The sequence below is a fragment of the Malikia granosa genome (assembly GCF_002980595.1).
Lineage (GTDB): Bacteria > Pseudomonadota > Gammaproteobacteria > Burkholderiales > Burkholderiaceae_C > Malikia > Malikia granosa.
Genome location: NZ_PVLQ01000011.1, coordinates 105,516 through 130,798, shown reverse-complemented (window position 1 = coordinate 130,798; position 25,283 = coordinate 105,516). Strand labels below are relative to the sequence as shown.

The following is a 25,283-nucleotide window of genomic DNA, read 5'->3' as shown; positions in this document are numbered from 1 at the left end:
AATGTCGGAGAAACGCAGGAATTTCATGGTCTTGGTGCAACAGCTGGGGGAAGGCCTGATTGTAGAAGGGCATCGATAGTCGCTATCAATCCCATAACGAATCTTGATTCATTCAATGAATGAGAATCGCTATCATTGACGCACGGCAGGCAAGCAGGAGTTGCATCATGGCCCACATCAGACATTTCGCTCGCCAGCACCGGCACACCCTCATGAAGACCGGCAGCTACTACCTGACCCATATCACCGTGGCGGCCGGCGTCGCCTATGCGGTGACCGGGGACCTGTGGGCCGCGCTGACCTTGAGCCTGCTCGAGCCCACGGTCCAGGCCGGCGTCTATTTCTTCCATGAACGGGCCTGGGCCCGGCATGGCGCCGGCTGACCCTTCACCCCTGCATTTTGGTCGCTGGCGCTTCGAGGCCGGTGGCGTTCGTGGTTCGTCCGGCACCCGGCCGCGGGCTGGCTTGATAGCGGTCCAGCGCCAGTCCCTCGGTGCGGATGGCCGGGCAGCGCCCCAGGATCTGGTCGGCCAGCAGCTGGCCCGAGCCCGCCGCCATGGTCCAGCCCAGCGTGCCATGCCCGGTGTTGAGGTAGAGCTGCTCGTAGCGGGTGGCGCCGATCAGGGGCGTGCCGTCCGGCGTCATCGGGCGCAGGCCGGTCCAGAACTCGGCGCGCGCCAGGTCGCCGCCCGGGAACAGGTCGCGCGTCACCATCTCGAGCGTCTCGCGGCGGCGCGGATTCAGCCGCAGGTCGAAGCCGCTGAGTTCGGCCATGCCGCCGACGCGCAGGCGGTCATCGAAGCGGGTCAGCGCGATCTTGTAGCTTTCGTCCAGCACGGTCGATTGCGGTGCCAGCGCCGGATCGCGCAAGGGCATGGTGAGCGAATACCCCTTGACCGGATAGACCGGGAGGTCCAGCCCGAGCGGGGCCAGCAGCGCGCGCGAATAGCTGCCCAGCGCCAGCACATAGCGGTCGGCGCGCAACAGTTCGCGCTCCGGACCACCGAGCTGCACGCCCGTGATCCGGCCGGCTTCGCTGCGGATGGACTCGATCTCTGCGCCGAAGCGGAACTCCACCCCGAGCTGGCGCGCCTGTTCGGCCAGCGCCAGCGTGAAGCGGTGGCAGTCGCCGGTCTCGTCGTTCGGCAGTCGCAGGCCGCCGACCAGCCGCTCGCGCGCCTGCGCCAGGCCGGGCTCGGCGCGCACCACGCCGTCACGGTCCAGCAGTTCGTAGGCCACGCCGCATTCCTGCAGCACGGCGATGTCGCGCGCCGCCGCATCGAGCTGGGCCTGGGTACGGAACAGCTGCAGCGTGCCGCCCTGGCGCTGCTCGTACTCGATGCCGGTGTCGGCGCGCAACTGGCGCAGGCAGTCGCGGCTGTACTCGGCCACGCGCATCATGCGTTCCTTGTTGACGCCGTAGCGTTGCGGCGTGCAGTTGCGCAGCATCGCCGCCATCCAGCGCCACTGGTACAGGCTGCCGTCAGGCCGCACGGCCAGCGGGGCATGGCGCTGCAGCAGCCATTTCAGCGCCTTGAGCGGAATGCCCGGCGCGGCCCAGGGCGTCGAATAACCGGGCGACACCTGCCCTGCATTGGCGAAGCTGGTTTCCAGCGCCGGCCCGGCCTGGCGGTCGAGCACGACCACTTCGGCGCCGCCGCGGGCCAGGTAATACGCCGTGCTGACGCCGATGACGCCACTGCCAAGAACCAGGACTTTCATGCGACCCCCTCTGTCGTTGCGCTATAAAGAGGAAGTCTATGGATCTCGTACAGCAAATGTTGCTGAATTTCCATGGATTTCCAGCAGTTTTCACGGCCGATGCGGCCGTCATCCCAGCCCCGACAGTGAAATGCCCGAACTCGACCGCCTGGACCGGAAAATCCTCGATGCCCTGCAACGCAACGGCCGCATCACCATGACCGAGCTCGGCGAGCAGATCGGCCTGTCGACCTCGCCTTGCGCCGAGCGCGTGCGCCGGCTCGAGCGCCAGGGCGTCATCACCGGCTACCACGCGCGCGTCAACCCCCAGGCCATAGGCAAGACCCTGCTGGTATTCGTCGAGATCACGCTGACCGCCAAGTCGGGCGAGGTGTTCGAGGCGGTGCGGCGCGAAATGCTCGGCCTGTCCGACGTGATGGAATGCCACCTGGTGTCCGGCAGCTTCGACTACCTGGTCAAGGCGCGCCTGCACGCCATGTCGGACTACCGCGACCTGCTCGGCAGCATCCTGAAGAAGATACCGGTGCCGGCGCAGTCGCACAGCTATGTGGTGATGGAGGAGGTCAAGGAGTCGAGCTACCTGTCGATCACGACCTGACCAGGGCCGGATGGCCTGGTACAGCGGCACTGCGATTCGCTACACTGGATCGGCTGCCAGCCGATTCGACAGGCTGGCCTTGCTAGGGGGATGACAATGAAGATCTTGCACTGGGGCATGGCCCTGATCCTGGCGGCCACGCTGAGCGGCTGCGGCTACAACGACTTCCAGCGCCTCGACGAGCAGTCGAAGTCGGCCTGGTCCGAGGTGCTCAACCAGTACCAGCGCCGCGCCGACCTGGTGCCGAACCTGGTCGCGACCGTCAAGGGCGAGGCGAATTTCGAGCAGGAGACGCTGACGCGCGTGATCGAGGCGCGCGCCAAGGCGACCTCGATCCAGCTCACGCCGCAGATGCTGGAGGACCCGCAGGCGATGCAGCGCTTCCAGGCCGCCCAGGGCCAGCTCGGCAGCGCGCTGAGCCGGCTGCTGGTGGTGTCCGAGCAATACCCCACCCTGAAGGCCAACCAGGCCTTCGGCGACCTGCGCGTGCAGCTCGAAGGCACCGAGAACCGCATCACGGTCGCGCGCAACCGTTATATCCAGTCGGTGCAGGAGTACAACGTGCTCGCGCGCAGCTTCCCGAGCAACCTGACCGCGATGGTGTTCGGCTATCACGCCAAGGCCGGCTTCACCGTCGCCGACGAGGCCGCGATCAGCGCGCCGCCCAAGGTCGACTTCGGGGCCAAATGATGACGCCGGCCCTGCGCGGGATCTGGCTCTGGCTGCTGTGCGGCCTGCTGGCCTGGCCGCTGGCCGGTCTGGCCCAGCCGCTGCAGCCGATCCCGCCGCTGAGCGCGCGCGTGATCGACCAGACCGCCACCCTGACCGATGCGCAGCGCCGGGCGCTGGAGGACAAGCTCGCCGCCTTCGAGCGCGAGCGCGGCAGTCAGGTCGTGGTGCTGCTGGTACGCACGACTGCGCCCGAGGACATCGCCGACTACACCCAGCGCCTGGGCGATGCCTGGAAGATCGGTCGCAAGACGGTCGGCGACGGCGTGCTGCTGGTCGTCGCCAAGGATGACCGGACGCTGCGCATCGCGACCGCCAAGGCGGTCGAGGGCGCGATCCCCGACCTGATCGCGCACCGCATCATCGAGGGCGTGATCACGCCGCGCTTCAAGCAGGGCGAGTTTTACGCCGGGCTCGATGCCGGGGTGGAGCAGATCCTGGCGCGGCTCAAGGGCGAGGAACTGCCCTTGCCCCCGGCCCAGGCGACGAGCGGGCCGGGCGTCAACGGGGAGGAGCTGCTGATCTTCATCGGCCTGGCCGCCCCCGTCATCACCCGGGTGCTGCGCGGCATCCTGGGCCGGGTCCTGGGCAGCCTGGCGGCGACTGCCATCGTGGGCGGCATTGCCTGGTCCTTCACCGGTTCGGTCTTCATTGCGCTGGCGGCCGCCCTGCTGGCGCTTGTCATGGGCTTGCTGATGGCCAACCGGCCCGTTCGCGGCGGCGGCGGGCCAGGGGGACCGGGCGGTGGCTGGGGCGGCGGATCGGGCGGGGGTTTCTCTTCCGGCGGCAGCTCCCGTGACAGCGGCGGTGGCGGGTTTTCCTCGGGCGGCGGCGGCAATTTCGGCGGCGGCGGTTCCTCCGGTCGCTGGTGAACCCGCGCTTTCCGCCTTTCCTGCGGTCCCCCTGCGCCGGCCTGTGGCAAGCCACAGGTAGCCCTTCGGCTGCAGGGCTGCCCAGCCCTGCAATAATGCGCCACGAAGTCCGCTGCACCATGTGGCGGCTTCTTTCACCTGATGGAGAAGACTGCCATGCCGCAACAGGAAGACAAGCGCGCCGAACTGCGCCGCGCCGCCCTTGAATATCACGAGTTCCCGACCCCGGGCAAGGTGGCGATCGCCGCCACCAAGCAGCTGACCAACCAGCGCGACCTGGCGCTGGCCTATTCGCCCGGTGTCGCCGCGCCCTGCGAGGAAATCGTCGCCGACCCGAACAACGCCTTCAAGTACACCAGCCGCGGCAACCTGGTCGGCGTGATCACCAATGGCACGGCGGTGCTCGGCCTGGGCGACATCGGTCCGCTGGCCGCCAAGCCGGTGATGGAAGGCAAGGGCGTGCTGTTCAAGAAGTTCGCCGGCATCGACGTGTTCGACATCGAGATCAGCGAGAAGGACCCGGACAAGCTGATCGAGATCATCGCCGCGCTCGAACCGACCTTCGGCGGCATCAACCTTGAGGACATCAAGGCGCCCGAGTGCTTCTACATCGAGAAGAAGCTCAAGGAACGCATGAAGATCCCGGTCTTCCACGACGACCAGCATGGCACGGCGATCGTGGTCGGCGCGGCGCTGCTCAACGGCATCAAGGTGGCCGGCAAGGACATCAAGAGCGTCAAGCTCGTGACCTCGGGCGCCGGTGCCGCCGCGCTGGCCTGCCTGGGCCTGCTGGTCAAGCTCGGCCTGCCGCGCGAGAACATCTATGTCACCGACCTGGCCGGCGTGGTCTACCAGGGCCGCACCGAGCTGATGGACGCCGACAAGGCTCAGTATGCCCAGCCGACCGACGCGCGCACGCTGCGCGAGGTCATCGTTGGCGCCGACATCTTCCTCGGCCTGTCGGCCGGCGGCGTGCTCAAGCCCGACATGGTGGTCAGCATGGCCGAGCGCCCGCTGATCTTCGCGCTGGCCAACCCGAACCCCGAGATCCTGCCCGAGGACGTCAAGGCGGTGCGCGACGATGCCATCATGGCGACCGGCCGCACCGACTACCCGAACCAGGTCAACAATGTCCTGTGCTTCCCCTACATCTTCCGCGGTGCGCTCGACGCTGGCGCCTCGACCATCACCGACGAGATGGAAGTGGCTGCGGTGCATGCCATCGCCGACCTCGCACAGGCCGAGCAGAGCGATGTGGTGGCGGCGGCCTATTCGGGCGAGACGCTGGCCTTCGGCCCCGAATACCTGATCCCCAAGCCCTTCGACCCGCGCCTGATGATGAAGATCGCGCCGGCGGTGGCGCAGGCGGCGGTCGACAGCGGCGTCGCGCTGCGCCCGGTGCAGGACATGGACGCCTACCGCGACAAGCTGCAGAGCTTCGTGTTCGCTTCCGGCACCATGATGAAGCCGGTCTACTCGATCGCCAAGCGGGCGCTGCACAAGCGCATCGCCTACGCCGAGGGCGAGGAAGAGCGCGTGCTGCGCGCCTGCCAGGTGGTGGTCGACGAGGGCCTGGCGCGTCCGACCCTGATCGGCCGTCCGGCCATCATCGAGCAGCGGGTCCAGAAGTTCGGCCTGCGCCTCAAGGAAGGCCTGGACTATGACGTCGTCAACGTCGAGCAGGACCATCGCTACCGCGACTTCTGGCAGACCTATCACCAGCTGGCCGCGCGCAAGGGCGTGACCGAGCAGCTGGCCAAGATCGAGATGCGCCGTCGCCTGTCGCTGATCGGCGCCATGCTGCTGCGCAAGGGCGATGTCGACGGCCTGATCTGCGGCACCTGGGGCACCAACCCGCTGCACCTGAACTACATCGACCAGGTGATCGGCAAGCGCGAAGGCGCGCATTGCTATGCGGCCATGAACGCGCTGATGCTGCCGGGCCGGGCGGTCTTCATCGTCGACACCCATGTCAACTACGACCCGAGCGCCGAGCAGCTGGCCGAGATCACGATGATGGCGGCGCGCAAGGTGATGCGCTTCGGCATCACGCCCAAGGCGGCGCTGCTGTCGCATTCCAACTTCGGCAGCTCCGACCAGCCGTCGGCGGTCAAGATGCGCCAGACGCTCGAACTGCTGCGCGAACAGGCGCCCTGGCTCGAGGTCGATGGCGAGATGCATGGCGACGTGGCGCTCGATGCGCAGGCGCGCGCGGCCATCATGCCCGGCAGCACGCTGGCGGGTGACGCCAACCTGCTGGTCTGCCCCAACGTCGATGCCGCCAACATCGCCTACAACCTGCTCAAGACCGCCGCGGGCGGCGGCATCGCGATCGGCCCGATGCTGCTCGGCGTGGCCAAGCCGGTGCATATCCTGACCGCGAGCGCGACCGTGCGCCGCATCGTCAACATGACGGCGCTGACCGTGGCCGAGGCCAATATCGGCTCGCGCGCCGTTCAGTCGAGCTGATCCCCCGCTCGCGGGCCTGAACCCTGGTGGGGCGCCATGTTGCGCCGCACCAGGGTTCTTGCTTTTTGGGGCGGTATCAGGCACACTTACGGCCTTGGATTTCCGGGTTAACCCCTACGGTTGTCGTAGCGGTTGACCCTGGAGCGACAGGGGTTGGATGTTCGAGAAAAACCGTCCTGCAGCCTTGCTGATCCGGTCCGAAGACCCGCTTCCGCAAGCAAGTCGGTTGCACCAGGTAATGACTGGGCAACAAGACCGCACGATTGAATATACCGCATCGAAGCCCGGTGTCGCCGCGGGTCCTGCGCCATCACTGGGGCTTGCCGCGACATCAGCATCCGACACCTGAAGCCTGTAATTACTCTTACTGCTGACCGTGGACGCCGATCCAGGCGCGCGCAGCCAGCAGCGGAATCATAGACAACTGAATTGGAAAGAGACCTGGGGATGGACCAGCCACTTCGTAACGTGCGCAGCAATATCGTTCAATCGATCCGGGCTTTCACGGTCAAGGACCTGCAGGCAGCCGCCGAGCAACTCGGCCATCACTTCCTCTATGCCAACCTGGCGACTGCCACCAACAAGCAGGACGTGCTCGACCTGATCGCCCAGCAGTACACGCTGCCCGCGACCTTCGGCAAGAACTTCGATGCCCTCTACGACTGCATGACCGATGTGGTGCACAAGTCGGGCCAGCAGACCGGCTTCATCGTCGTGCTCGAGCATATCCCGACCAGCCCGAAGTTCGACAAGGAAGCGCGCGAGCTGCTGCTCGACATCTTCCGCGACATCGCCGACTACTGGAACGACCGCAAGGTGCCGTTCCGCTGCTTCTACAGCTTCTCGGTGGCGCGCGCGACCAAGGGCGCCGAACTCGGTGCCAGCGACGAGCCGACCCTGACCGACAAGCTGGTCGACGTCAGCCCGCAGGCGCTGCGCATGAGCAGCCCCTTCAACGCCGGCTACTGGCTCAGCGCGGCCTGAGTCCGGCCCGGGCGAGGCCTTTGCTGCCGTCGTCCTTGGCTTGAACCATCAAGGCCGGTTCCGGCCAGTCCAAGGCCCGCTTGCAGCGGGCCTTTCGCTTGTCTGTAGCCTGCGGTTTCCCCAAGCCGGATCAATGCCCTTGGCCGCCCGGGCCGGCGGCACTACAGGCCTGGGCCAGCGCCACGTATTCGGCCACCGGCACCTCCTCGGCGCGGCGCTGCAGGTCGAAGTCGCCGGCAAAGCCGCGCGCCTCGAGCCAGCGGCCCAGGCTGTGGCGCAACAGCTTGCGCCGCATCGAGAACGCGACCTGCACCAGTTCCTCGAGCAGCTTGGCATCGAGCTGCGGCGGGTTCGCCAGCGGCACCATGCGCACGATCGCGCTGTCGACGCGCGGCGGCGGGTCGAAGCTCTCGGGCGGCACGAACAGCACGTTGGCCATCTCGTAGCGCCATTGCAGCATCACGCTCAGGCGGCCGTAGTCGGCCGTGCAGGGCCGACCCACCATCCGGTCGATGACCTCCTTCTGCAGCATGAAATGCTGGTCCTGCACCACGTCGGCGACGCCGAGCAGGTGGAACAGGATCGGGGTCGAGATGTTGTAGGGCAGGTTGCCGACCACCCGCATCGGTTCCGGCCGGCTGGCCGCGAGCGCGCGGAAGTCGACCTTCAGCACGTCGGACTCGATCACGGTCAGCTGCGGATGGGCGCGCAAGCGCACGGCCAGGTCGCGGTCGAGCTCGACCACGGTCAGCTGGCCCAGGCGTTCGACCAGGGGCTGGGTCAGCGCGGCGAGGCCGGGCCCGATCTCGACCACGAACTGGCCGGGCTTGGGGGCGATCTCGTTGACGATGGCTTCGATGATGGACTGGTCGGACAGGAAATGCTGGCCGAAGCGCTTGCGCGCCTTGTGGGGGGCGTTCACTGGGGGGGCTCGCGGTATTCGATGTAAGCCCGGGCGCGCAGCTCGCGCACCCAGGTCTCGTAGGCCTCTTCGGCCTTCTGTTCACGCAGCAGGTTGCGTACCCATTCGCGCTGCTCGCGCGCGCTCAGCGGCACCTGGCGGCGTTCCTGGACCTGGATCAGGTGCACGCCGAAGCGCGACACCAGCGGTTCGGACAGCTGGCCCGGGGCGAGCCGGTTCATCGCCTGCTCGAACTCGGGCACGAACATGCCGGGGTTGGCCCAGCCGAGTTCGCCGCCGGCACTGGCCGAGCCGTCCTGGCTGTACTGGCGCGCGAGTTCCTCGAAGCGGGCCGAGCCGTTGCCGATGCGCTGGCGCAGCTCCTGCAGGCGCGCGATCGCCGCTTCCTGGCTCAGCTGGGCGCCCGGGCGCAGCAGGATATGGCGCACCCGGGTCTGGGTGTAGTTGGCGTCGGGCAGGCCGGCGTTGCGTTTCTCGACCAGCTTGAGCACATGGAAGCCGGCGCCGCTGCGCACCACATCGGAGATCTGGCCGGTCTGCAGCGAGCGGATGGCATCGACGAACAGGGACGGGTAGCGCTCGACGCTGCGCAGGCCGAGCTGGCCGCCATTGGCCTTGTCGGGTGCGTCGGAGAACTCGCGCACCAGCGCCGTGAAGTCGGCGCCGCCGCGGGCGCGCTGGGCCAGCTGCTCGGCGCGCTGGCCCAGCTTTTCTACCGTCGCCGCGTCGGCGCCCTCGGGCACCCGGACCAGCAGCTGGGCCAGGTTGAGTTCGGCCAGCTCGGGGCTCTGGTGCTCGGCCAGGTAGGCATCGATCTCCTGCTCGCTGATCTTGATGCGGCTGTCGACCTCGCGCTCGCGCACCCGTTGCAGCAGCAGCTCGTTGCGCAGGTTGGCGCGCAGGCTCTCGCTGTCCTCGCCCATGGCCTGCAGGCGCGCGCGCAGCTGCTCGACGCTGAGGCCATTCTGGCGCGCGATGTTCTCCTCGGCCTGGGTCAGCGCCGCGTCATCGATCTTGAGCCCCTGCTCGGCTGCGGCTTGCAGTTGCACCCGCTCGAGGATCAGCCGCTCGGTGAGCTGGCGCAGCAGCTCGGCGCGCGGCGGCAGCTGGGTGCCGGCCGGCGGCTGCAGGCGCGCCAGCCGCGCCAGCACCTCGTGGCTGGTGACCGGCTCCGAGTTGACCAGGGCCACGACATGGTTGGCCGGCAGCACCTGGGCGACGGGTGCCGCCGCGGTCGGCGGGACCGTGCTGGCGCTGGTCGCGGCGGGCTTGGCAGCGCTCGCAGCCGGCCGCGAACCCGCCTTGGAGGGCTTCTGGGCCTGTGCCGTAGCCAGGCCGCCGGACAGCAGCAAGGCGCTGGCCAGGACAAGGGATTTATTCATAACGCTCGAACCGGCTGGGCGGATTGATTTCTTCACGCAGGGATTGATAGCGGGGCACATTGTTGCGCAAGGACTGCAGCGGGCTGGAGCCGATGCGGGTGAAACCCGAGAACTCGAGCTGGAACATGATGCGCTGGTTGGCGCCCGACTGGCTGTTCTGCAGCCGCTCCAGCACGACCCGGCCGATCCAGCAGCAGGCATCGTATTCGAAGCCGACCAGCAGATCGACAATCTTGTTCTCGGGCAGGCTGTAGTTGATGCGGCCGACGCTGTACCACTGGTTCGGCCCCAGGCCGCGGCCCGCCACGCCGTCCGGCGCCTGGCCGAACAGGCCCTGCAGCGGCCATTGCCAGCCCAGGTCGAGCTGGCGGCTGCTTTCGACCGCCGTCTGCTGCTTGACCCGGTAGGCGGTGCTCAGCACGCGGTAGGGCCCCGGCATGTAGCGCAGGCTCAGCGTGTTGCGGGTCGATTCGCCGCTCTCGGGGTTGTATTGCAGGCTGCTGTCGAGCGACCACTGCGGCGTCCATTGCACCCGCGCGCCGAGCAGCAGGTCGGTCAGGCCGGCCGACATCGCGCTCTCGCCTGGCAGTCCGATGCGCTGCTCGCGGAAGCGGTAGCGCTGCGCCACGCCCAGGCTCACCAGCTCGGCGCCGTTGTCGGGATGCAGCAGGCGGGTCGTCGCACCGACGGTCAGCGCATCGAGGTCGGCGATGCGGTCATGGCCGGCATAGGGGTTGGACAGGTAGATGGTGCTCAGGTTGAAGTCGTAGGGCGCACTGTCGTAGCTCGGCAGATAGCCCTGCTCGCGGTAGGGGGTGTGCGAGTAGTAGAGCCGGGGCTCGAGCGTCTGCACCAGGTCGCGGCCGAAATAGCGCGCCTCGCGCTCGAAGAAAAGGCCGCTGTCCAGGCTGAGCGTCGGCACCGCCAGGCCCTGGCTCGACCGGCCATTGCCGAGCGCCTGGTCGAACTGGTACTGGCGCAGGTGCATCTGCATGCCGGGCTTGACGAACCAGCCCGGCGCCTGCCAGCTCTTGCTGAGCTGGGCCACTGCCAGCGCCCGCTGGCCGTCCAGCACGGTGGCGGTCTGGCCGTTGCCGATCTGGACCTGGCGGTCGGTGGCGAACTGGGTCAGCTCGGTCTGCAGCGAGCCCTGCCAGCCCGGATTGCCGGCCAGGCTGAATGGCGCCGGCGCCAGTCGGGCCGCCAGCGAGGGCACGCGGTCATAGGGCGCGAGGATCTGGGCTGCCGGCGCCGGGTCCTGCAGCGTCTGCCAGCTGTAGCTGCCGGCCGAGAACGACCAGTCGCCGCTGCCCCAGGACAGCACGGCCTCGCTCGGCAGCAGGCGCTGCGTCAGCACCTTGCTCGATTGCGGGAAGTCGCGCCAGTAGTTGGCGTCGCTGACCTGGTTCAGGTTCAGCCGCAGGCCCAGGTTGTCGATCCCGGTCGGCGCAGACAGGCGCTGCCGGTGCTGGATCGAGGCCTGCCAGCGGTCGGCCGAGCGCAGCTGGTCGTTGCCCATGTAGGCACCCCGCCACTCGCCGCTGTAGTCGCTGTCCAGATAGCGGAATTCGCCGGCCAGGTCCAGGCCGCGCTTGCTCATCAGCGTCGGGGTCAGCGTGGCGTCACGCTGGGGCGCGAGGTTGAGGTAGTAGGGCAGCGAGACCTCGATGCCGCTTTGGGTGCCGATGTTGAAGCTCGGCGGCAGCAAGCCGGTGCGTCGCTTGTCGGACAGCGGGAACTGCAGATAGGGCGCCGCCAGCACCGGCAGGCCCTGGAAATGCAGCACCCCCTGGTGCGCAGTCCCGGTATCGGTCGCGCTGTCGAACTCCATCCGGCTGGCCGACACCCACCAGTCGGGGTTCCAGGGGCCCGATTCGGGGCGGGCGCAGGTCGAATAGATCACCTGCTCGGCGCTGGAGCGGTCCGGCCCCAGGAAATCGAGCCGGCTCGCCTGGCCCTGGCCGCCGTTCTTGAGCAGCGTGAAGCGCGGCTGCAGGAAATAGCCCTCGTTGCTGTCGAGCTTGAGCTGCAGCTCGGGGCCCTCGTAGACGTTGCCGAGCCGGTTGATGCGGACCCCGCCGCTGGCGCGCACGGTGTCGTCGGCCACGTCATGCTCGATCCGGCCCGCCTTGAGCACCATCTCGTGGCGTCGCAGTTCGGCATGGCCCTCGACCAGGGTCCGGACATCGGTCTGGCCCTCGATCTGGTCGCCGTAGAGGAAGGTCGGCCCCGCCTGCCGCGAGTCGCCGGCCAGGCGTTCCTGCAATTGCAGGCTGGGCTGCAGGACCAGCCCGGGCTCTACGTCACTGGACTGGGCGGCAGCCTGACCCAGCAGCGCGTTGCCGGCCGCAAGCAGGAAGGCAGCGCGCAAGGCAGCGCTGACGGGGCGCAGGCGCAGTCGCGGCGGGGCGGCGTTGTGGGGCTCGGAGGGCACGGGTTGATGAGGGCTTGGTGGCGCGCGGACGCGCCGTTCGTAGAATAGCTGGGCAATTATCCACGAGGCCCGCGCCGCGGGTCGCTGCTGCAGGCCAGACCTGTGGTGCGCCAGATCCAGCTTATACATGTCACAAGACCCTTCCGCCAACCCGTCCTCCATTGCCTGGACCGACCCGCAGCGCCAGTCCGCCTTCGAGGCCTGGCTGGCCCGGGCGGCTGCCGCGCATGGCCTGCTGCCCGCCAGCCTGCGCCTGGCCTCGGCCGACGCGAGCTTCCGGCGCTATTTCCGCATCGATGCGGCCGCTGGCACGCGCGTGATCATGGACGCGCCGCCCGAGAAGGAAAACTGCCAGCCCTTCGTCCAGGTCGCCGCGCTGCTGCGCGAGGCCGGCGTGCGCGTGCCCGAAGTGCTGGACTGGGACCAGGCGGGCGGCTTCATGCTGCTCGACGACCTGGGCGACCGGACCTTGCTGACCGTGCTCGACCCGAAGCGGCAAGACGAGGCGCTGCCCTATTTCAAGGATGCCACCACGGCCTTGCTCGAGCTGCAGCGCAGCGCGCGTCCGGACTGGCTGCCGGCCTATGACGCCGCGCTGCTGCAGCGCGAGCTGCAGCTGTTCCCCGACTGGTACCTGGCGCAGCACAAGGGCGTGGCGATCGACGCTGCGATGCGCGCGACGCTGGACAAGACCTTCGCGCTGCTGGTCGAGCGCAACCTGGCCGCGCCGACCGTGCTGGTGCACCGCGACTTCATGCCGCGCAACCTGATGCTGCCGCGCGCAGGCTTCGATCCCACCGATCCGGCCCGGCGTCTGGGCGTGCTCGACTTCCAGGACGCGGTCTGGGGCCCGATCACCTACGACATCGCCTGCCTGACGCGCGACGCCTTCCTGAGCTGGGAGGAGGATTTCGTGCTCGACGTCACGATCCGCTACTGGGAGCGCGCGCGCAAGGCCGGCCTGCTCGACTTCGATGGCTGGAGCAGCGACTTCGGCGCCTTCTACCGCGCGGTCGACTGGATGGCGCTGCAGCGCCACCTCAAGGTCGCCGGCATCTTCGCGCGCCTGACGCTGCGCGACGGCAAGCCGCAGTACCTGGCCGATGCGCCGCGCTTCATCCACTACATCCGCAGCACCGCGTTGCGCTACCGCGAGCTCACCCCCCTGCTGCGCCTGATCGACAAGGTCGAGGGCTGGGAAGCCGCGACCGGCTTTGCCTACGGCAGGACCTGAGCCATGCCGCGCATCTACCAGCCCCATGCCCTGCAGGCCGGCCTGCAGCTTGAACTCACGCCCGAGGGCGCGCGCCATGTCCAGGTGCTGCGGCTGCAGCCCGGCGACGGCATCACCCTGTTCGGCGATCCGGTCTGCGGCGGCGAATGGGACGCGACCGTGCTCAGGATGGGCCGCAGCAGCGTCGAGGTCGAGGTCGGCGCCCATCATGCGGTCGAGCGCGAGCCGGCGCGCGCCGTGCACCTGGCGGTCGGCATGCCGGCCAACGAGCGCATGGACTGGCTGGTCGAGAAGGCGACCGAGCTCGGTGTCGCCAGCCTCCAGCCGCTGATGACCGAGCGCAGCGTGCTGCGCCTCAAGGGCGAGCGCGCCGACAAGAAGCAGGCCCACTGGCAGGCGGTCGCCATCGCGGCCTGCGAGCAGTGCGGCGGCAACCGCGTGCCGCTGATCCATCCGGTGCGCAGCTTGGACGACTGGCTGCGCCAGCCCGCGCCCGAGGGCCTGCTGCGCGGCGTGCTGTCGCTGGCGCCGGGTTCCAGGCCGCTGCTGCAGGTGGCGGCCACCGATCCGGCGGCACCGCTGCTGCTGGTCCATGGCCCCGAGGGCGGCCTGTCGCCGCAGGAGGAGCAGGCGCTGCTGGTCCAGGGCTTCGCGCCGGTCACGCTGGGCCCGCGCGTGCTGCGCGCCGAGACCGCAGCGATCGCCGCGCTGGCCGCGATCGCGCTGTCGACCTGATCCGGTTCTGACGCCTGGACCTGGGTCAGGCGCCGGCGGTCACTTCCAGCGCGTCGCTTCCAGGCTCACGCTGCCCTTGTCGCTGCTGAGCGTCAGCACCTGGTCGTGGATGGTGGCCTGCAGCTGCATGCTGCGCTCGGCCAGGCCTTCGAGTTCCTGTGCCGCCTCGGTCGGCAGGCGCCAGACCTGCAGCTTGTCGAGCCGGCTCAACTTGCCCTCGATGCCCTTCCACCAGATGTCGGCGGCATGCGCGAAGGCATAGACGCGCACCGCATCGGCCTGGCTGCAGGCCTTCAGCAGCGGCTTGTCCTCGGGCTGGCCGACCTCGATCCAGAGCCGCTTGCGGCCGGTGAAGTCGGTCAGGTGCACGTCCGGGTCGGTCACGTCGGACAGGCCGGCGCCAAACGCCAGCGTGCCGTCGCCGCCGCAGGTATCCTGCAGCTCGTGCGCGTTGAGCGCCAGCGCGACGAGACGCACCATCATGCGCTGATCGGTCTCGCTCGGATGGCGCGCCAGCGTCAGGCTGTGGTCGGCGTAGTAGTTGTGGTCGATGTCGGCGATCTGCAGGTTCGCCTTGAAGATGGTGGACTTGATGGCCATCGGGTTTCCTTTATGCGGTGACCGACGGATCGGTGTGGATCAGCTCGAGCGGATAGCGGCGCCCGGCCAGGTGGTCCTCGATGCATTGCAACACCAGCGGGCTGCGCAGGCGTTCGCGGCTGGCGCGCAGCTCGTCGGGCGTCAGCCAGAGCGTGCGCAGGATGCCGGTATCGAGTTGGGCGCCAGGCACCGGCTCGCCGAGCTGGCCGCAGAAGGCGAAGCGCATATAGGTCACATCGCCGGCATCGCCCGGCAGCACCGAGCGCGACAGGTAGATGCCGACCAGCGACTCGGGCTCGAAGCGGTGCGTGGTTTCCTCCAGCGTCTCGCGCCGGCAGCCCTGGACCGGGCTTTCGCCGGGATCGAGGTGGCCGGCCGGATTGTTCAGCCGCAGGCCCTCGGGGGTCTGCTCTTCGACCAGCAGGTAGCGGCCGTCGCGCTCGATGATCGCGGCCACCGTGACGCTGGGTTTCCATCTTGTGTTCATGCCGCGATTATCGCCAGCGAGCGGCAGTGGCCCGGATCGCGCGCCAGGCGCGCAGCCAAAAAGAAACCCGGCCAGTGGCCGGGTGGGCAATGGGCCGGCAGCCGCTGCCGGCCGCGGTCCGCGCTCAGAACCTCATGCCGACGCCGATGGTGAAGCCATCACCCTTGACATTGTCCTTGTCGTAGAAGCGCAGGTAGTTGGCGCTCAGGTAGCTGTTGCGGTCGAAATAGTAGTTGCCACCCAGGCCATAGGCCCAGTCGCCGTCGGTGTCGGTCAGCGAGCCATAGCCCGGCGCCGAGGCCTTGAGCTTGCTCTCCACATAGCCGAGGCGGCCGAACAGCTCGAAGTTCGGGCTCAGCATGATGCGCGGCTTGGCGAACAGGCCATAGCTGTGCTCGAGCTCGACCTTGGCGCCGTTGACCTTGTCGTCGTTGACGCCGAAGGCCAGCATGCCCTCGACGGCCAGGTTCGGGTGCAGGTCGTAGCCTACGGTGCCGGTCAAGGCGCCCAGGTTGACGCTGATCCCGCTGCCCTTGACATCGAGGGCGGAATAGCCGAGTTCGCCATAGAGCTGGGCTTGTGCACCCGCGGCGGCCAGGGCCATTGCGGCGATCGCGGCGGTCTTGCTGATGAGTTTCATGATCTCCCTTTCGGCTGTTGACAACGGAGCCAGTCTAGTCCTGTGTCACCGGCCATGGTGTGTGCTTTTGTATCATTGTTGCGGCAGGGCAACGCTGACCTTGCCAGCGCGTCGGGACCGGCCGCGGCGCCGCTTTCAGTGGCCCAGCCAATGCCGCAGCTTGTCGAGCAGCACCTGGGCCGTGATCGGCTTGGAGATGTAGTCGTCCATGCCGGCGGCCAGGCATTTCTCGCGATCGCCGATGATCGCGCCCGCCGTCATCGCGATGATCGGATGGTGCTTGTCGCGCCGGCTGCGCTCCTGCTTGCGGATCAGGCGCGTGGCCTCGAAGCCGTCCATCACCGGCATCTGCACATCCATCAGCACGGCGTCGAAGGCCAGCGCAGCCATCAGCCGCACGGCCTCGGCGCCGTTCTCGGCCAGCGTGACCTGGAAGCCGTGGCGTTCCAGCAGCCAGGTCGCGAGCTTCTGGTTCGCCGGATGGTCCTCGACCAGCAGCACCCGGCTGGCGCGCGCACGCCGCTCGGGTTGGTTCGGTGGCGGTCCGCTGCTGGGGCGGGGCTCGGGCAGGGTCTCGCGCCGGCAGGGCAGGGTGAAGTAGAAGCGGCTGCCGAGCCCGGGCTCGCTCGTGAAACCGATATGGCCGCCCATCAGCTCGATCAGGTGGCGCGAGATGCTCAGGCCCAGCCCGGTGCCGCCGAAGCGGCGCGAGGTCGAGGCATCTTCCTGGGCATAGGGAGTGAAGACCTGGTCCTGCTGTTCGTGCGCGATGCCGACCCCGGTATCGGTCACGACGAACCTGAGCAGCTCGCCGCCTTCCGTATCCCTGCTCACGCTGATGTCGAGCTCGATGCAGCCCTGGTGGGTGAACTTGATCGCGTTCGAGAGCAGGTTGAGCAGCACCTGGCGCAACCGGGACGGATCGCCCAGCACGACATCGGGGACGGCCGGCGCCAGGTCGCAGTTCAGCGCCAGTCCCTTGTCGTGCGCCTGTGGCGCCACCAGGCGGATGGCGTCATCGACCATGGCCTTGAGCGCGAAGGGCAGGCGCTCGATGGTGAACTTGCCGGCCTCGATCTTGGACAGGTCCAGGATGTCGTTGATGATGGCCAGCAGCGCATCGGCCGAGCTCTTGACGATGCCCAGGTACTCGCGCTGTTGCGCGTCGGTCGTGGTCTCGAGCGCGAGCGCGGTCATGCCCAGGATGCCGTTCATCGGCGTGCGGATCTCGTGGCTCATGTTGGCCAGGAACTCGCTCTTGCGCCGGTTGGCCGTCTCGGCGATCGCCTGGGCGCGCTCGAGTTCGCGCCGCTCGGCCTCGCAGGCGCGCGCCTGCCGGGTGATCTGCTCGACCAGCTGCAGCAGCTCGTCGTCTGCCGCAGCGGCAGGCACCGGGTCGGGCCCTGCGCCGCCCTGCATGAGCAGCACTTCGCGCAGCCCGGCGATGGCCTGCGCGCGCGCAGCCTGCCATTGCGCCTCGTCGCGGGGCGCTGGCGGGACCTTGGCCGCTGCGGCGGAAAGTGGGGGCTGGTGCGAGCTCATGCGTATTTATCAATTGTAGTGGGGTGCAAGGCTATCCTGTCCAGATCCATTCCCGACCCGATAATGGCTTGTCGACCTGCCTCGAGGGGCAGGGTCCCGCCTGCACATGACCCGGAGACGACATGGCCAGCACCGCAGCAGACCGCCCCTGGCTGGGCCACTATCCGCCCGGCATGCCAGCCGACATCGATGTCGGCCAGTGCCGTTCGCTGGTCGAGCTGCTCGAGGGCAGCTTCAGCCGCTACGCCGACCGCAAGGCCTGCAGCTTCATGGGACGTGATTTCAGCTATGCCGAACTCGACCGCCGCTCAAGCGACCTGGCGGCCTGCTTCCAGCGCCTGGGTCTGCGGCCAGGCGAGCGCATCGCGGTCATGCTGCCCAATGTCCCGCAGTACCCGGTCACGGTCGCGGCCATCCTGCGCGCCGGCTGCGTGGTGGTCAACGTCAACCCGCTCTACACGCCGCGCGAGCTCGAGCACCAGCTCAACGACTCGGGCGCCAGCGCCATCGTCGTGCTCGAGAACTTCGCAGCCACGCTGCAGGCCTGCCTGGCGCGCACCGGCTTGCGCCAGGTCCTGTTGTGCGCCGTGGGCGACATGCTCGGGCTGTTCCGCGGCGCGCTGGTGAACCAGGTGCTGCGTCGGGTGCGCCGCCTGGTGCCGGCCTACGAACTGCCGCAGGCGCTGCGCTTCCAGGCCGCGCTGGCCTTGGGCCGGAAGGCCGAGCTGATCCGGCCTGCGCTGGGTCCGGACGACCCGGCGCTGCTGCAATACACCGGTGGCACTACCGGCATCGCCAAGGGCGCGCTGCTGCTGCACCGCAACGTGATCGCCAACGTGCTGCAGTCCGAGGCCTGGAATGCCCCGGCGCTGCGCCGGCTGCCACCCGGCGCGCCGGTCTGCTATGCCTGCGCCCTGCCGCTGCACCATATCTTCGCCTTCACGGTGTCGATGCTGCTGTGCCTGCGCAATGGCGGCCAGTTCGTGCTGATCCCGAATCCGCGCGACCTGCCGGCCACGATCCGGGAGCTGGCGCGGCACCGCGTGCACATCTTTCCGGCCGTCAACACCCTGTTCAAGGCCTTGCTGGCCCATCCCGATTTCGACCGGGTCGACTGGAGCCACCTGCTGGTCTCGGTCGGCGGCGGCATGGCGGTGCAGCCCGAGGTCGCGCAGCGCTGGCTGGAACGCACCGGCAACCCGATCTGCGAGGGCTATGGCCTGTCCGAGGCCAGCCCTTCGGTCAGCTGCAATCCGGTCGTCGGCGCTGCCTTCGACGGCTCGATCGGCATGCCGCTGCCGGGCACCGGGATGATGTGCGTCGACGAGGCCGGCGTCGAGGTGGCCGTCGGCCAGCCGGGCGAGATCGCGATCCGCGGTCCGCAGCTGATGGCGGGCTACTGGCAGCGGCCCGAGGAGACCGCGCAGGCCATGCTGCCGGGTGGCTGGTTCCGCACCGGCGACATCGGCAGCATGGACGAACGCGGCTATTTCCGCCTGCTCGACCGCAAGAAGGACCTGATCCTGGTCAGCGGCTTCAAGGTCTATCCGAGCGAGGTCGAGGCCGTCGTGGCCGAGCTGCCCGGCGTGCTCGATTGCGCCGCCGTCGGCATGCCCGATCCGCATTCGGGCGAGATAGTCAAGCTCTGGGTCGTCAGGCGCGACCCGCAGCTCGACGAACAGCTGATCCGCGACCATTGCCGCAGCCGCCTGACCGGCTACAAGCGGCCGCGCCGGATCGAGTTCTGCACCGAGCTGCCGAAGAACCCGCTCGGCAAGGTGCTGCGCCGCCAGCTGCGCGACGCCGAGCTCGAGCGCGCACGCCATGCCCAGGCTCGATAATCGCGCCATGGGACAGACCATCGCGATCATCAGCGCCTTGCAGCAGGAACAGGCTGGCCTGCTGGCACTCATGCCCGGGCAGCAGCCCGAGCGCCTGGCCGGGCGCGAGTTCTGGCGCGGCCAGCTGCACGGCCACCAGGTGATCGCGGTGCTGTCGGGCATCGGCAAGGTGGCGGCGGCCACCACCACGGCGGTGCTGATGGAGCGCTTCCAGCCGCAGCAGCTGATCTTCACCGGCGTGGCGGGCGGCATAGCTGACGGGGTGGCGGTCGGCGACATCGTCGTCGGCAGCAGCTACCTGCAGCATGACATGGATGCCTCGCCGCTGTTCCCGCGCCACGAGCTACCGGGCTACGGCCGCTCGCGCCTGGCGGCCGACCCAGCCCTGCTGGCGCTGCTGCAGCAGGCGGCCGAACAGGCCATCGCCTGGCTGCCGCAGCAGCTCGACCCGGCCACCCGTTCCGCCTTCGGCCTGCATGCGCCGCGCGTGCATGCCGGCAAGATCATCACCGGCGACCGCTTCGTCGCCACCGCGGCCGAGAGCCATGCCTTGCGCGCCGAACTGGCGGCGGCGTTGGCGGTCGACATGGAGAGCGCGGCGGTGGCCCAGGTCTGCCACGACTACGGCGTGCCCTTCTGCGCCGTGCGAACCATCTCGGACCGCGCCGACGACCAGGCCCATGTCGATTTCCCGGCCTTCCTGCAGCAGGTCGCGCGCCACTACAGCGGCCGCATGCTGGAAGTGGCGCTCAGCCTGCTCTGAGTCGGCGCCCGCGACTGGCCTGCGGGCCCCGGTCCGCCCGGCTCACTTGAGCCAGCCGCGCTTGCGGAAATACCACATCGGTCCCAGCGCGCTGGCCACCATCAGGCTGACGACATAGGGGTAGCTGGCCGCTCCCAGGAACTGCAGCTCGGGGAACTGCAGGTTCATGCCATAGATGCTGGCGATCAGCGTCGGCGGCAGCAGCGCGACGCTGGCGACCGAGAAGATCTTGATGATCTTGTTCTGGTTGATGTTGATGAAGCCGACGGTGGCATCCATCAGGAAGTTGATCTTGTCGAACAGGAAGGCGGTGTGGCTGTCGAGCGAGTCGATGTCGCGCAGGATCTGGCGCGCGTCCTCGAACTGCTCGGCGCCCAGCATGCGGGTGCGCATCATGAAGCTGACCGCGCGCCGGGTGTCCATCATGTTGCGCCGGATGCGGCCGGCCATGTCCTGGTGGCGCGCGATCGCGGCCAGCGCCTCGCCGGCCATCTCGTCGCTCACATTCCCCGCCAGTACCTTGCTGCTGACCTCGTCGAGCTCGTCGTAGATCTCCTCGACCGTGTCGGCGCAGTACTCGGCATCGGTGTCGTACAGGCTCAGCAGCACGTCCTTGGCGTCCGAGATCAGGCCCGGCATGCGGCGCGCGCGCAGCCGCAGCAGGCGGAACACCGGCACGTCCTCGTCGTGGATCGAGAACAGCACGCCGTGGCTGTTGAGCCCGGCGTTCTGCTGGTTCAGGATGAAGGCCACCCGCACCGAGCGCGGTTCGTCCTCGTCGTCGATCAGGAAGTCGGAGCGGATGTGCAGCTCGCCGTTGTCCTCCTCGAAGAAGCGCGCCGACTCCTCGATGTCCTCGTCCATCGCGTCCTCGGGGATCGAAAGGCCGAAATGCTGGCGCACCCAGCGCCGCTCCTCGGGCGTGGGCGATTCGAGGTCGACCCAGATCGGCTTGAAGCGGGTCAGCTCCTCGAGGGATTCGATTTCTTCCTGGAACAGGCGGCCATTGGCCAGGGTGAAGACGTTGAGCATGGGCGGGCTCCCGTGGCAAGTTGGGGGGCGAACCGGGTTCGCGAGGGCGGTGAGGTGCTTTCAGCCGCCAGCCCGGCCCCCTCGCCAGCCCTAGCCGGTGTCAGGAGCGCAGCGCCGGCACTGAAAGCATGCGACTGGGGCTGCTTTCCATGGTGATTTCCGGAGGTGAGTTCAACCCGGATTATGGCATCCGCCGGCGCGCTTTTCCGGCTTCCGGGCCGACGTCGTGCAGGGTTTGCGACCTGGATCAACGGTCATGAAAATGGCGATCGAAAAATCGGGCGGACCCGCTTGCCAGTCCCGCTTTATGACGGCATAGTGGAGTCGGAAATAGCGATTTCCGCCACTGGCAAGTTGCAGTGGCATGGTCAATCCGAGCATAGGAGGCTCTTTTATGAACCTGACGATCAGCGGTCACCACCTCGAAGTCACGCCTGCCCTGCGCAGCTACGTCGCTGAAAAACTCGATCGCATCACCCGGCATTTCGATCAGGTTGTCGATATCAAGGTTCTGCTGTCCGTGGACAAGCTCACGGAAAAGGATCTGCGCCAGAAGGCTGAGTGCAACATCCACGTCAAGGGCAAGGACATCTTTGCCGAGAGCGTGCATGCCGACCTGTATGCGGCCGTCGACGAGCTCGCCGACAAGCTCGACCGCCAGGTCCTGCGTCACAAGGACAAGCTGCAGGAGCATCACCACGACAGCGCCAAGCGCACCCTGCAGTGAGCCCTGAGCCCGCTGTGGCACAATGCCTGTAGCGCAAAAAGCCGCTTGACGCCTCAAGCGGCTTTTTCGTTTTTCCGCGTCAGCTGATGTGGTTAGGCATAATTTGCGCTCCCATCCCGAGGCTGTCACATGAACCGACTCTCCGTCATATTGCCTGCTGACCAAGTTCTGGTGGCCGTTGAGGCCACCAGCAAGAAACGCGCGTTCGAGGAAGCAGGCCTGTTGTTCGAATCCCTGCATGGTCTCAACCGGGCTCTGGTCACCGACAGCCTGTTCGCCCGCGAGCGGCTGGGCTCGACCGGCCTGGGCCATGGCGTGGCCATTCCGCACGGCCGCATCAAGGGCCTCAAGCAGCCGCTGGCCGCGGTGTTCCAGCTCGCCCATCCGATCGGCTTCGATGCGCCCGACGAGCAGCCGGTCGGCCTGCTGATCTTCCTGCTGGTGCCCGAGGCCTCGACCCAGAAGCATCTCGAGATCCTGTCCGAGATCGCCGAGCTGCTCAGCGACAGTTCGCTGCGCGAGCGCATGAAGGGCAGCACCGACGCGGGCGCGCTGCACCAGCTGATCGCCGCCTGGCAATCGGCCCACAGCGCCGCCTGAGGCCCCTGCCATGAAACCCAAGGTCATCAGCGCCGATGCGCTGTTCGAGGACCACCGCGAAAGCCTGGGCTGGCAGTGGCTGGCGGGCCAGTCGGCGTCCGAGCGCCGCTTCGACGAGCTCGCGATCCAGCAGGCGCGTTCGAGCGCCGACCTGGTCGGCCACCTCAACTACATCCATCCCTACCGCATCCAGGTGCTCGGCGAGCGCGAGGTGCGCTACCTGATCCATTCGGGCCAGGACGACTGCCGGCGCCGGGTCTCGCGCATCGTCACGCTCGAGCCGCCGGTGCTGGTGGTGGCCGACGACCAGCCGGCACCCGATGCGCTGGTCTCGATGTGCGAGCGCGCGCATATTCCGCTGTTCTCGACCACCGGCTCGGCGGCCCATGTGATCGACGTGCTGCGCGCCTACCTGGCACGCCATTTCGCCGAGCGCGCCACGCTGCACGGCGTGTTCATGGACATCCTGGGCATAGGCGTGCTGATCACCGGCGAGTCCGGCCTGGGCAAGAGCGAGCTCGGCCTCGAGCTGATCTCGCGCGGCAACGGCCTGGTCGCCGACGACGCGGTTGATCTGTACCGGATCAACCAGAACACGATCGAGGGCCGCTGCCCCGAGCTGCTGCAGAACCTGCTCGAGGTGCGCGGCATCGGCCTGCTCGACATCAAGCAGATCTTCGGCGAGACCGCCGTGCGGCGCAAGATGCGGCTCAAGCTGATCGTGCACCTGGTGCGCAAGGAGACGATGGAGCGCGACTACGAGCGCATGCCGTCCGAGCCGCTGCACCAGGACGTGCTCGGGGTGCCGGTGCGCAAGGCCGTGATCCAGGTCGTGGCCGGACGCAACATCGCGGTGCTGGTCGAGGCCGCGGTGCGCAACACCATCCTGCAGCTGCGCGGCATCGACACCTATGCCGAGTTCACGCAGCGCCAGCGCGAGGCGATGGAGCGCGGGCCGCGCTGAAGTCCCGGCCTCAGCGCCGCGCGCGTGCGCGGTGCTCGCAGTCGGGCTTGCTGCAGCTGGCGTAGAGCGACAGCGCGTGCTCCTGCAGCTTGAAGCCGCGCTCCTGCGCGATCTGGTGCTGGCGCTGCTCGATCTCGGGGTCGTAGAACTCCTCGACCCGGCCGCAATCGAGGCAGACCAGATGGTCGTGGTGCTGGCCTTCGTTGAGCTCGTAAACCGCCTTGCCCGACTCGAAGCTGCTGCGCGTCAGCAGGCCGGCCTGCTCGAACTGCATCAGCACCCGGTAGACGGTGGCCAGGCCGATGTCCGAGCGGCCTTCGAGCAGCACGCGGAACACGTCCTCGGCCGTCATGTGGCGTTGCCGGCTGTTCTGGAACACGTCCAGGATCTTGAGCCTGGGCAGGGTGGCTTTGAGTCCGGTGCTTTTGAGTTCTTCGATATTGGACATGGATGACTGGCTGGCTGGGGTCGCCGGCGGACCCGGGCCCGGCGGGGCCCAGGCCGGGCCCGGCTTGGTCACGCCCCAAGGGCTACAATGACCCGGATCATATCGCCATGCGCTCCAGCCTGCGCATAGGTTTCACCTTTGACCGCAGAGACATGATGTTCATCCCTTCCCCGCTGCGCCCCCGCACCGTCGGTGCCACTGTGCTTGCCGTCTCGGCCCTGCTGGCCCTGTCTGCCTGCTCCAGCGCAGGCAAGGTCGGCGAGACCGTCAGTTCGCTCGGCGGCATGCTGACGCCCTATCAGAGCGATGTGCTGCAGGGCAATGTCGTGACCCGCGAGCAGGTCCAGGCCCTGCAGACCGGCATGCCGCGCGAGCAGGTGCGCAACATTTTGGGCACGCCCCTGCTGGCCAGCGCCTTCCATGCCGACCGCTGGGACTATGTCTTCAGTTTCCGGCGCCAGGGCCAGCCCGTGCAGCAGCGCAAGGTGACCCTGTTCTTCAAGCGCGATGCGCTCGAGCGCGTGCAGGCCGACGACCTGCCGTCCGAGCAGGAGTTCGTCTCCTCGCTCGACGTGCGGCGCAAGGGCGCCAAGGTGCCGCCGCTGGTGGCGACCGAGGCCGAGCTCAAGGCCTTCGCCGAGAAGAACCGTGCTGCCGAGCCCGAGAAGACCGTTCCGGCTGCCGCCCCTGCGGCCAGCTACCCGCCCCTAGAATCCCGTTAATCCGCCATGAGCAACCCCCTTCACCGCGTCTGCATCGCAGGCGCCAGCGGCCGCATGGGCCGCATGCTGATCGAAGCCGTCCAGAATGCCGACGACTGTGTCTTGAGCGCCGCGCTCGACCGGGCCGGCAGCCCGGCGCTGGGCCTGGATGCCAGCGGCTTCATGGGCCAGGCCAGCGGCGTGGCGATCGCCTCCGACCTCGACGCGATGGCCGGCAGCCAGTACCTGATCGACTTCACCCGCCCCGAGGGCACGATGGAGCACCTGCGCGCCTGCGTCAAGCATGACGTCAAGCTGATCATCGGCACCACCGGTTTCAGCGATGAGCAGAAGGCCGAGATCGCCGAGGCGGCCAAGACCATCTCGATCGTGATGGCGCCGAACATGAGCGTCGGCGTCAACGTCACCTTGAAGCTGCTCGAGATGGCGGCCAAGGCGCTCTCGACCGGCTACGACATCGAGATCATCGAGGCGCACCACCGCCACAAGGTCGATGCGCCGAGCGGCACCGCGCTCAAGATGGGTGAGGTGATCGCCGACGCGCTGGGCCGCGACCTGAAGGACTGCGCGGTCTACGAGCGCTACGGCCATACCGGCGAGCGCGATCCGTCGAGCATCGGCTTCGCGACCGTGCGCGGCGGCGACATCGTCGGCGACCATACCGTGCTGTTCGCCGGCATCGGCGACCGGATCGAGATCACGCACAAGTCGAGCAGCCGCGCCACCTATGCCCAGGGCAGCCTGCGCGCCGCGCGCTTCCTGGCCGACAAGCCCAATGGCCTGTACGATATGTTCGACGTTCTTGGCCTGCGTTGATCGGCTCTCGGCCTTCCAGG

Annotated in this window: 25 protein-coding genes and 1 pseudogene; 15 read left to right on the top strand and 11 right to left on the bottom strand. The window is 68.1% G+C overall.

The features are described from left to right. Window positions 1-167 precede the first annotated feature (167 nt). Entirely contained in the window at window positions 168-383 is a 216-nt protein-coding gene (locus C6P64_RS03275) for a DUF2061 domain-containing protein (RefSeq protein WP_105747155.1), read from the top strand. Between the two features lie 4 nt (window positions 384-387). Here C6P64_RS03275 and C6P64_RS03270 read toward each other — a convergent pair whose 3' ends face one another. Further along, complete coding sequence (locus C6P64_RS03270; protein ID WP_105747154.1) at window positions 388-1,722, bottom strand: D-amino acid dehydrogenase; 1,335 nt, start codon at window positions 1,720-1,722, stop codon at window positions 388-390. A gap of 130 nt (window positions 1,723-1,852) precedes the next feature. Here C6P64_RS03270 and C6P64_RS03265 point away from each other — a divergent pair, with 130 nt between their 5' ends. From C6P64_RS03265 to C6P64_RS03245, 5 genes and pseudogenes are all read left to right on the top strand, one after another. Next, on the top strand, window positions 1,853-2,320 hold the full coding sequence (locus C6P64_RS03265; protein ID WP_105747153.1) for a winged helix-turn-helix transcriptional regulator: 468 nt from the start codon (window positions 1,853-1,855) through the stop codon (window positions 2,318-2,320). Between the two features lie 96 nt (window positions 2,321-2,416). After that, the gene (locus C6P64_RS03260) at window positions 2,417-3,010 is read left to right on the top strand and encodes a LemA family protein (protein ID WP_425436683.1); all 594 of its coding nucleotides are present in this window, start codon (window positions 2,417-2,419) and stop codon (window positions 3,008-3,010) included. Then, window positions 3,010-3,921, top strand: a complete 912-nt coding sequence (locus C6P64_RS03255; protein ID WP_105747171.1) for a TPM domain-containing protein — start codon at window positions 3,010-3,012, stop codon at window positions 3,919-3,921. The genes C6P64_RS03260 and C6P64_RS03255 overlap by 1 nt, the downstream gene beginning before the upstream one ends. A 156-nt stretch (window positions 3,922-4,077) precedes the next feature. Continuing rightward, a complete protein-coding gene (locus C6P64_RS03250) occupies window positions 4,078-6,390 on the top strand; it encodes an NADP-dependent malic enzyme (protein WP_105747170.1) in 2,313 nt (770 codons plus the stop codon). 447 nt (window positions 6,391-6,837) lie between these two features. Next, a pseudogene (locus C6P64_RS03245) lies at window positions 6,838-7,233 on the top strand (barstar family protein); the annotation flags it as partial. Window positions 7,234-7,504: 271 nt separating this feature from the next. Here C6P64_RS03245 and rsmA read toward each other — a convergent pair. The 3 genes from rsmA to C6P64_RS03230 are packed head-to-tail and all read right to left on the bottom strand — an operon-like array spanning window position 7,505 to window position 12,112. After that, entirely contained in the window at window positions 7,505-8,296 is a 792-nt protein-coding gene (rsmA, locus tag C6P64_RS03240) for a 16S rRNA (adenine(1518)-N(6)/adenine(1519)-N(6))-dimethyltransferase RsmA (protein WP_105747150.1), read from the bottom strand. Continuing rightward, window positions 8,293-9,678 (bottom strand): peptidylprolyl isomerase, encoded by a 1,386-nt coding sequence (locus tag C6P64_RS03235; RefSeq protein WP_105747149.1) that lies wholly within the window; start codon window positions 9,676-9,678, stop codon window positions 8,293-8,295. The genes rsmA and C6P64_RS03235 overlap by 4 nt, the downstream gene beginning before the upstream one ends. Continuing rightward, a complete protein-coding gene (locus C6P64_RS03230; protein ID WP_245911613.1) occupies window positions 9,671-12,112 on the bottom strand; it encodes an LPS-assembly protein LptD in 2,442 nt (813 codons plus the stop codon). The genes C6P64_RS03235 and C6P64_RS03230 overlap by 8 nt, the downstream gene beginning before the upstream one ends. A gap of 127 nt (window positions 12,113-12,239) precedes the next feature. Between C6P64_RS03230 and C6P64_RS03225 the strand changes: the two genes are divergently transcribed. Both C6P64_RS03225 and C6P64_RS03220 read left to right on the top strand, forming a co-directional pair. Then, window positions 12,240-13,346, top strand: coding sequence for an aminoglycoside phosphotransferase family protein (locus C6P64_RS03225; RefSeq protein ID WP_105747147.1), 1,107 nt, complete (start codon window positions 12,240-12,242; stop codon window positions 13,344-13,346). Window positions 13,347-13,349: 3 nt separating this feature from the next. Then, window positions 13,350-14,081, top strand: a complete 732-nt coding sequence (locus tag C6P64_RS03220) for a 16S rRNA (uracil(1498)-N(3))-methyltransferase (protein ID WP_105747146.1) — start codon at window positions 13,350-13,352, stop codon at window positions 14,079-14,081. Window positions 14,082-14,120: 39 nt separating this feature from the next. Here the strand turns inward: C6P64_RS03220 and C6P64_RS03215 are convergent, their stop codons facing one another. The 4 genes from C6P64_RS03215 to C6P64_RS03200 form a co-directional block, all read right to left on the bottom strand. Then, window positions 14,121-14,681: a YaeQ family protein gene (locus C6P64_RS03215; protein WP_105747145.1), complete on the bottom strand. Its 561-nt coding sequence runs from the start codon at window positions 14,679-14,681 to the stop codon at window positions 14,121-14,123. Window positions 14,682-14,691: 10 nt separating this feature from the next. Next, window positions 14,692-15,168 carry an NUDIX hydrolase gene (locus C6P64_RS03210; protein ID WP_105747144.1) on the bottom strand — a complete coding sequence of 159 codons (477 nt, stop codon included), beginning with the start codon at window positions 15,166-15,168 and terminating at the stop codon, window positions 14,692-14,694. Window positions 15,169-15,292: 124 nt separating this feature from the next. After that, window positions 15,293-15,808 carry a porin family protein gene (locus tag C6P64_RS03205; RefSeq protein WP_105747143.1) on the bottom strand — a complete coding sequence of 172 codons (516 nt, stop codon included), beginning with the start codon at window positions 15,806-15,808 and terminating at the stop codon, window positions 15,293-15,295. 135 nt (window positions 15,809-15,943) lie between these two features. Beyond that, window positions 15,944-17,350, bottom strand: coding sequence for an ATP-binding protein (locus C6P64_RS03200; RefSeq protein ID WP_105747142.1), 1,407 nt, complete (start codon window positions 17,348-17,350; stop codon window positions 15,944-15,946). Between the two features lie 122 nt (window positions 17,351-17,472). Between C6P64_RS03200 and C6P64_RS03195 the strand changes: the two genes are divergently transcribed. Both C6P64_RS03195 and C6P64_RS03190 read left to right on the top strand, forming a co-directional pair. Further along, on the top strand, window positions 17,473-19,191 hold the full coding sequence (locus C6P64_RS03195) for an AMP-binding protein (RefSeq protein ID WP_105747141.1): 1,719 nt from the start codon (window positions 17,473-17,475) through the stop codon (window positions 19,189-19,191). A 7-nt stretch (window positions 19,192-19,198) separates the two neighbouring features. Next, on the top strand, window positions 19,199-19,954 hold the full coding sequence (locus tag C6P64_RS03190; protein WP_105747140.1) for a 5'-methylthioadenosine/adenosylhomocysteine nucleosidase: 756 nt from the start codon (window positions 19,199-19,201) through the stop codon (window positions 19,952-19,954). A gap of 42 nt (window positions 19,955-19,996) precedes the next feature. Here the strand turns inward: C6P64_RS03190 and C6P64_RS03185 are convergent, their stop codons facing one another. Beyond that, window positions 19,997-20,986, bottom strand: coding sequence for a magnesium and cobalt transport protein CorA (locus tag C6P64_RS03185; RefSeq protein ID WP_105747139.1), 990 nt, complete (start codon window positions 20,984-20,986; stop codon window positions 19,997-19,999). 171 nt (window positions 20,987-21,157) lie between these two features. Continuing rightward, entirely contained in the window at window positions 21,158-21,352 is a 195-nt protein-coding gene (locus C6P64_RS17855; protein ID WP_170073034.1) for a hypothetical protein, read from the bottom strand. A gap of 28 nt (window positions 21,353-21,380) precedes the next feature. Between C6P64_RS17855 and hpf the strand changes: the two genes are divergently transcribed. The 3 genes from hpf (at window position 21,381) to hprK (ending at window position 23,277) form a co-directional block, all read left to right on the top strand. Then, window positions 21,381-21,713, top strand: coding sequence for a ribosome hibernation-promoting factor, HPF/YfiA family (hpf, locus tag C6P64_RS03180; protein ID WP_105747138.1), 333 nt, complete (start codon window positions 21,381-21,383; stop codon window positions 21,711-21,713). A 129-nt stretch (window positions 21,714-21,842) separates the two neighbouring features. Further along, window positions 21,843-22,313, top strand: coding sequence for a PTS sugar transporter subunit IIA (locus C6P64_RS03175; RefSeq protein ID WP_105747137.1), 471 nt, complete (start codon window positions 21,843-21,845; stop codon window positions 22,311-22,313). Window positions 22,314-22,323: 10 nt separating this feature from the next. After that, window positions 22,324-23,277 (top strand): HPr(Ser) kinase/phosphatase, encoded by a 954-nt coding sequence (hprK, locus tag C6P64_RS03170; RefSeq protein WP_105747136.1) that lies wholly within the window; start codon window positions 22,324-22,326, stop codon window positions 23,275-23,277. 10 nt (window positions 23,278-23,287) lie between these two features. On the opposite strand, the gene fur is transcribed toward hprK, so the two are convergent. Next, entirely contained in the window at window positions 23,288-23,725 is a 438-nt protein-coding gene (fur, locus tag C6P64_RS03165) for a ferric iron uptake transcriptional regulator (RefSeq protein WP_105747135.1), read from the bottom strand. Between the two features lie 155 nt (window positions 23,726-23,880). Here fur and C6P64_RS03160 point away from each other — a divergent pair, with 155 nt between their 5' ends. Both C6P64_RS03160 and dapB read left to right on the top strand, forming a co-directional pair. Continuing rightward, a complete protein-coding gene (locus C6P64_RS03160) occupies window positions 23,881-24,447 on the top strand; it encodes an outer membrane protein assembly factor BamE (protein ID WP_211296788.1) in 567 nt (188 codons plus the stop codon). Window positions 24,448-24,453: 6 nt separating this feature from the next. Beyond that, window positions 24,454-25,263 (top strand): 4-hydroxy-tetrahydrodipicolinate reductase, encoded by an 810-nt coding sequence (gene dapB / locus C6P64_RS03155; protein ID WP_105747134.1) that lies wholly within the window; start codon window positions 24,454-24,456, stop codon window positions 25,261-25,263. Window positions 25,264-25,283 lie beyond the last annotated feature (20 nt).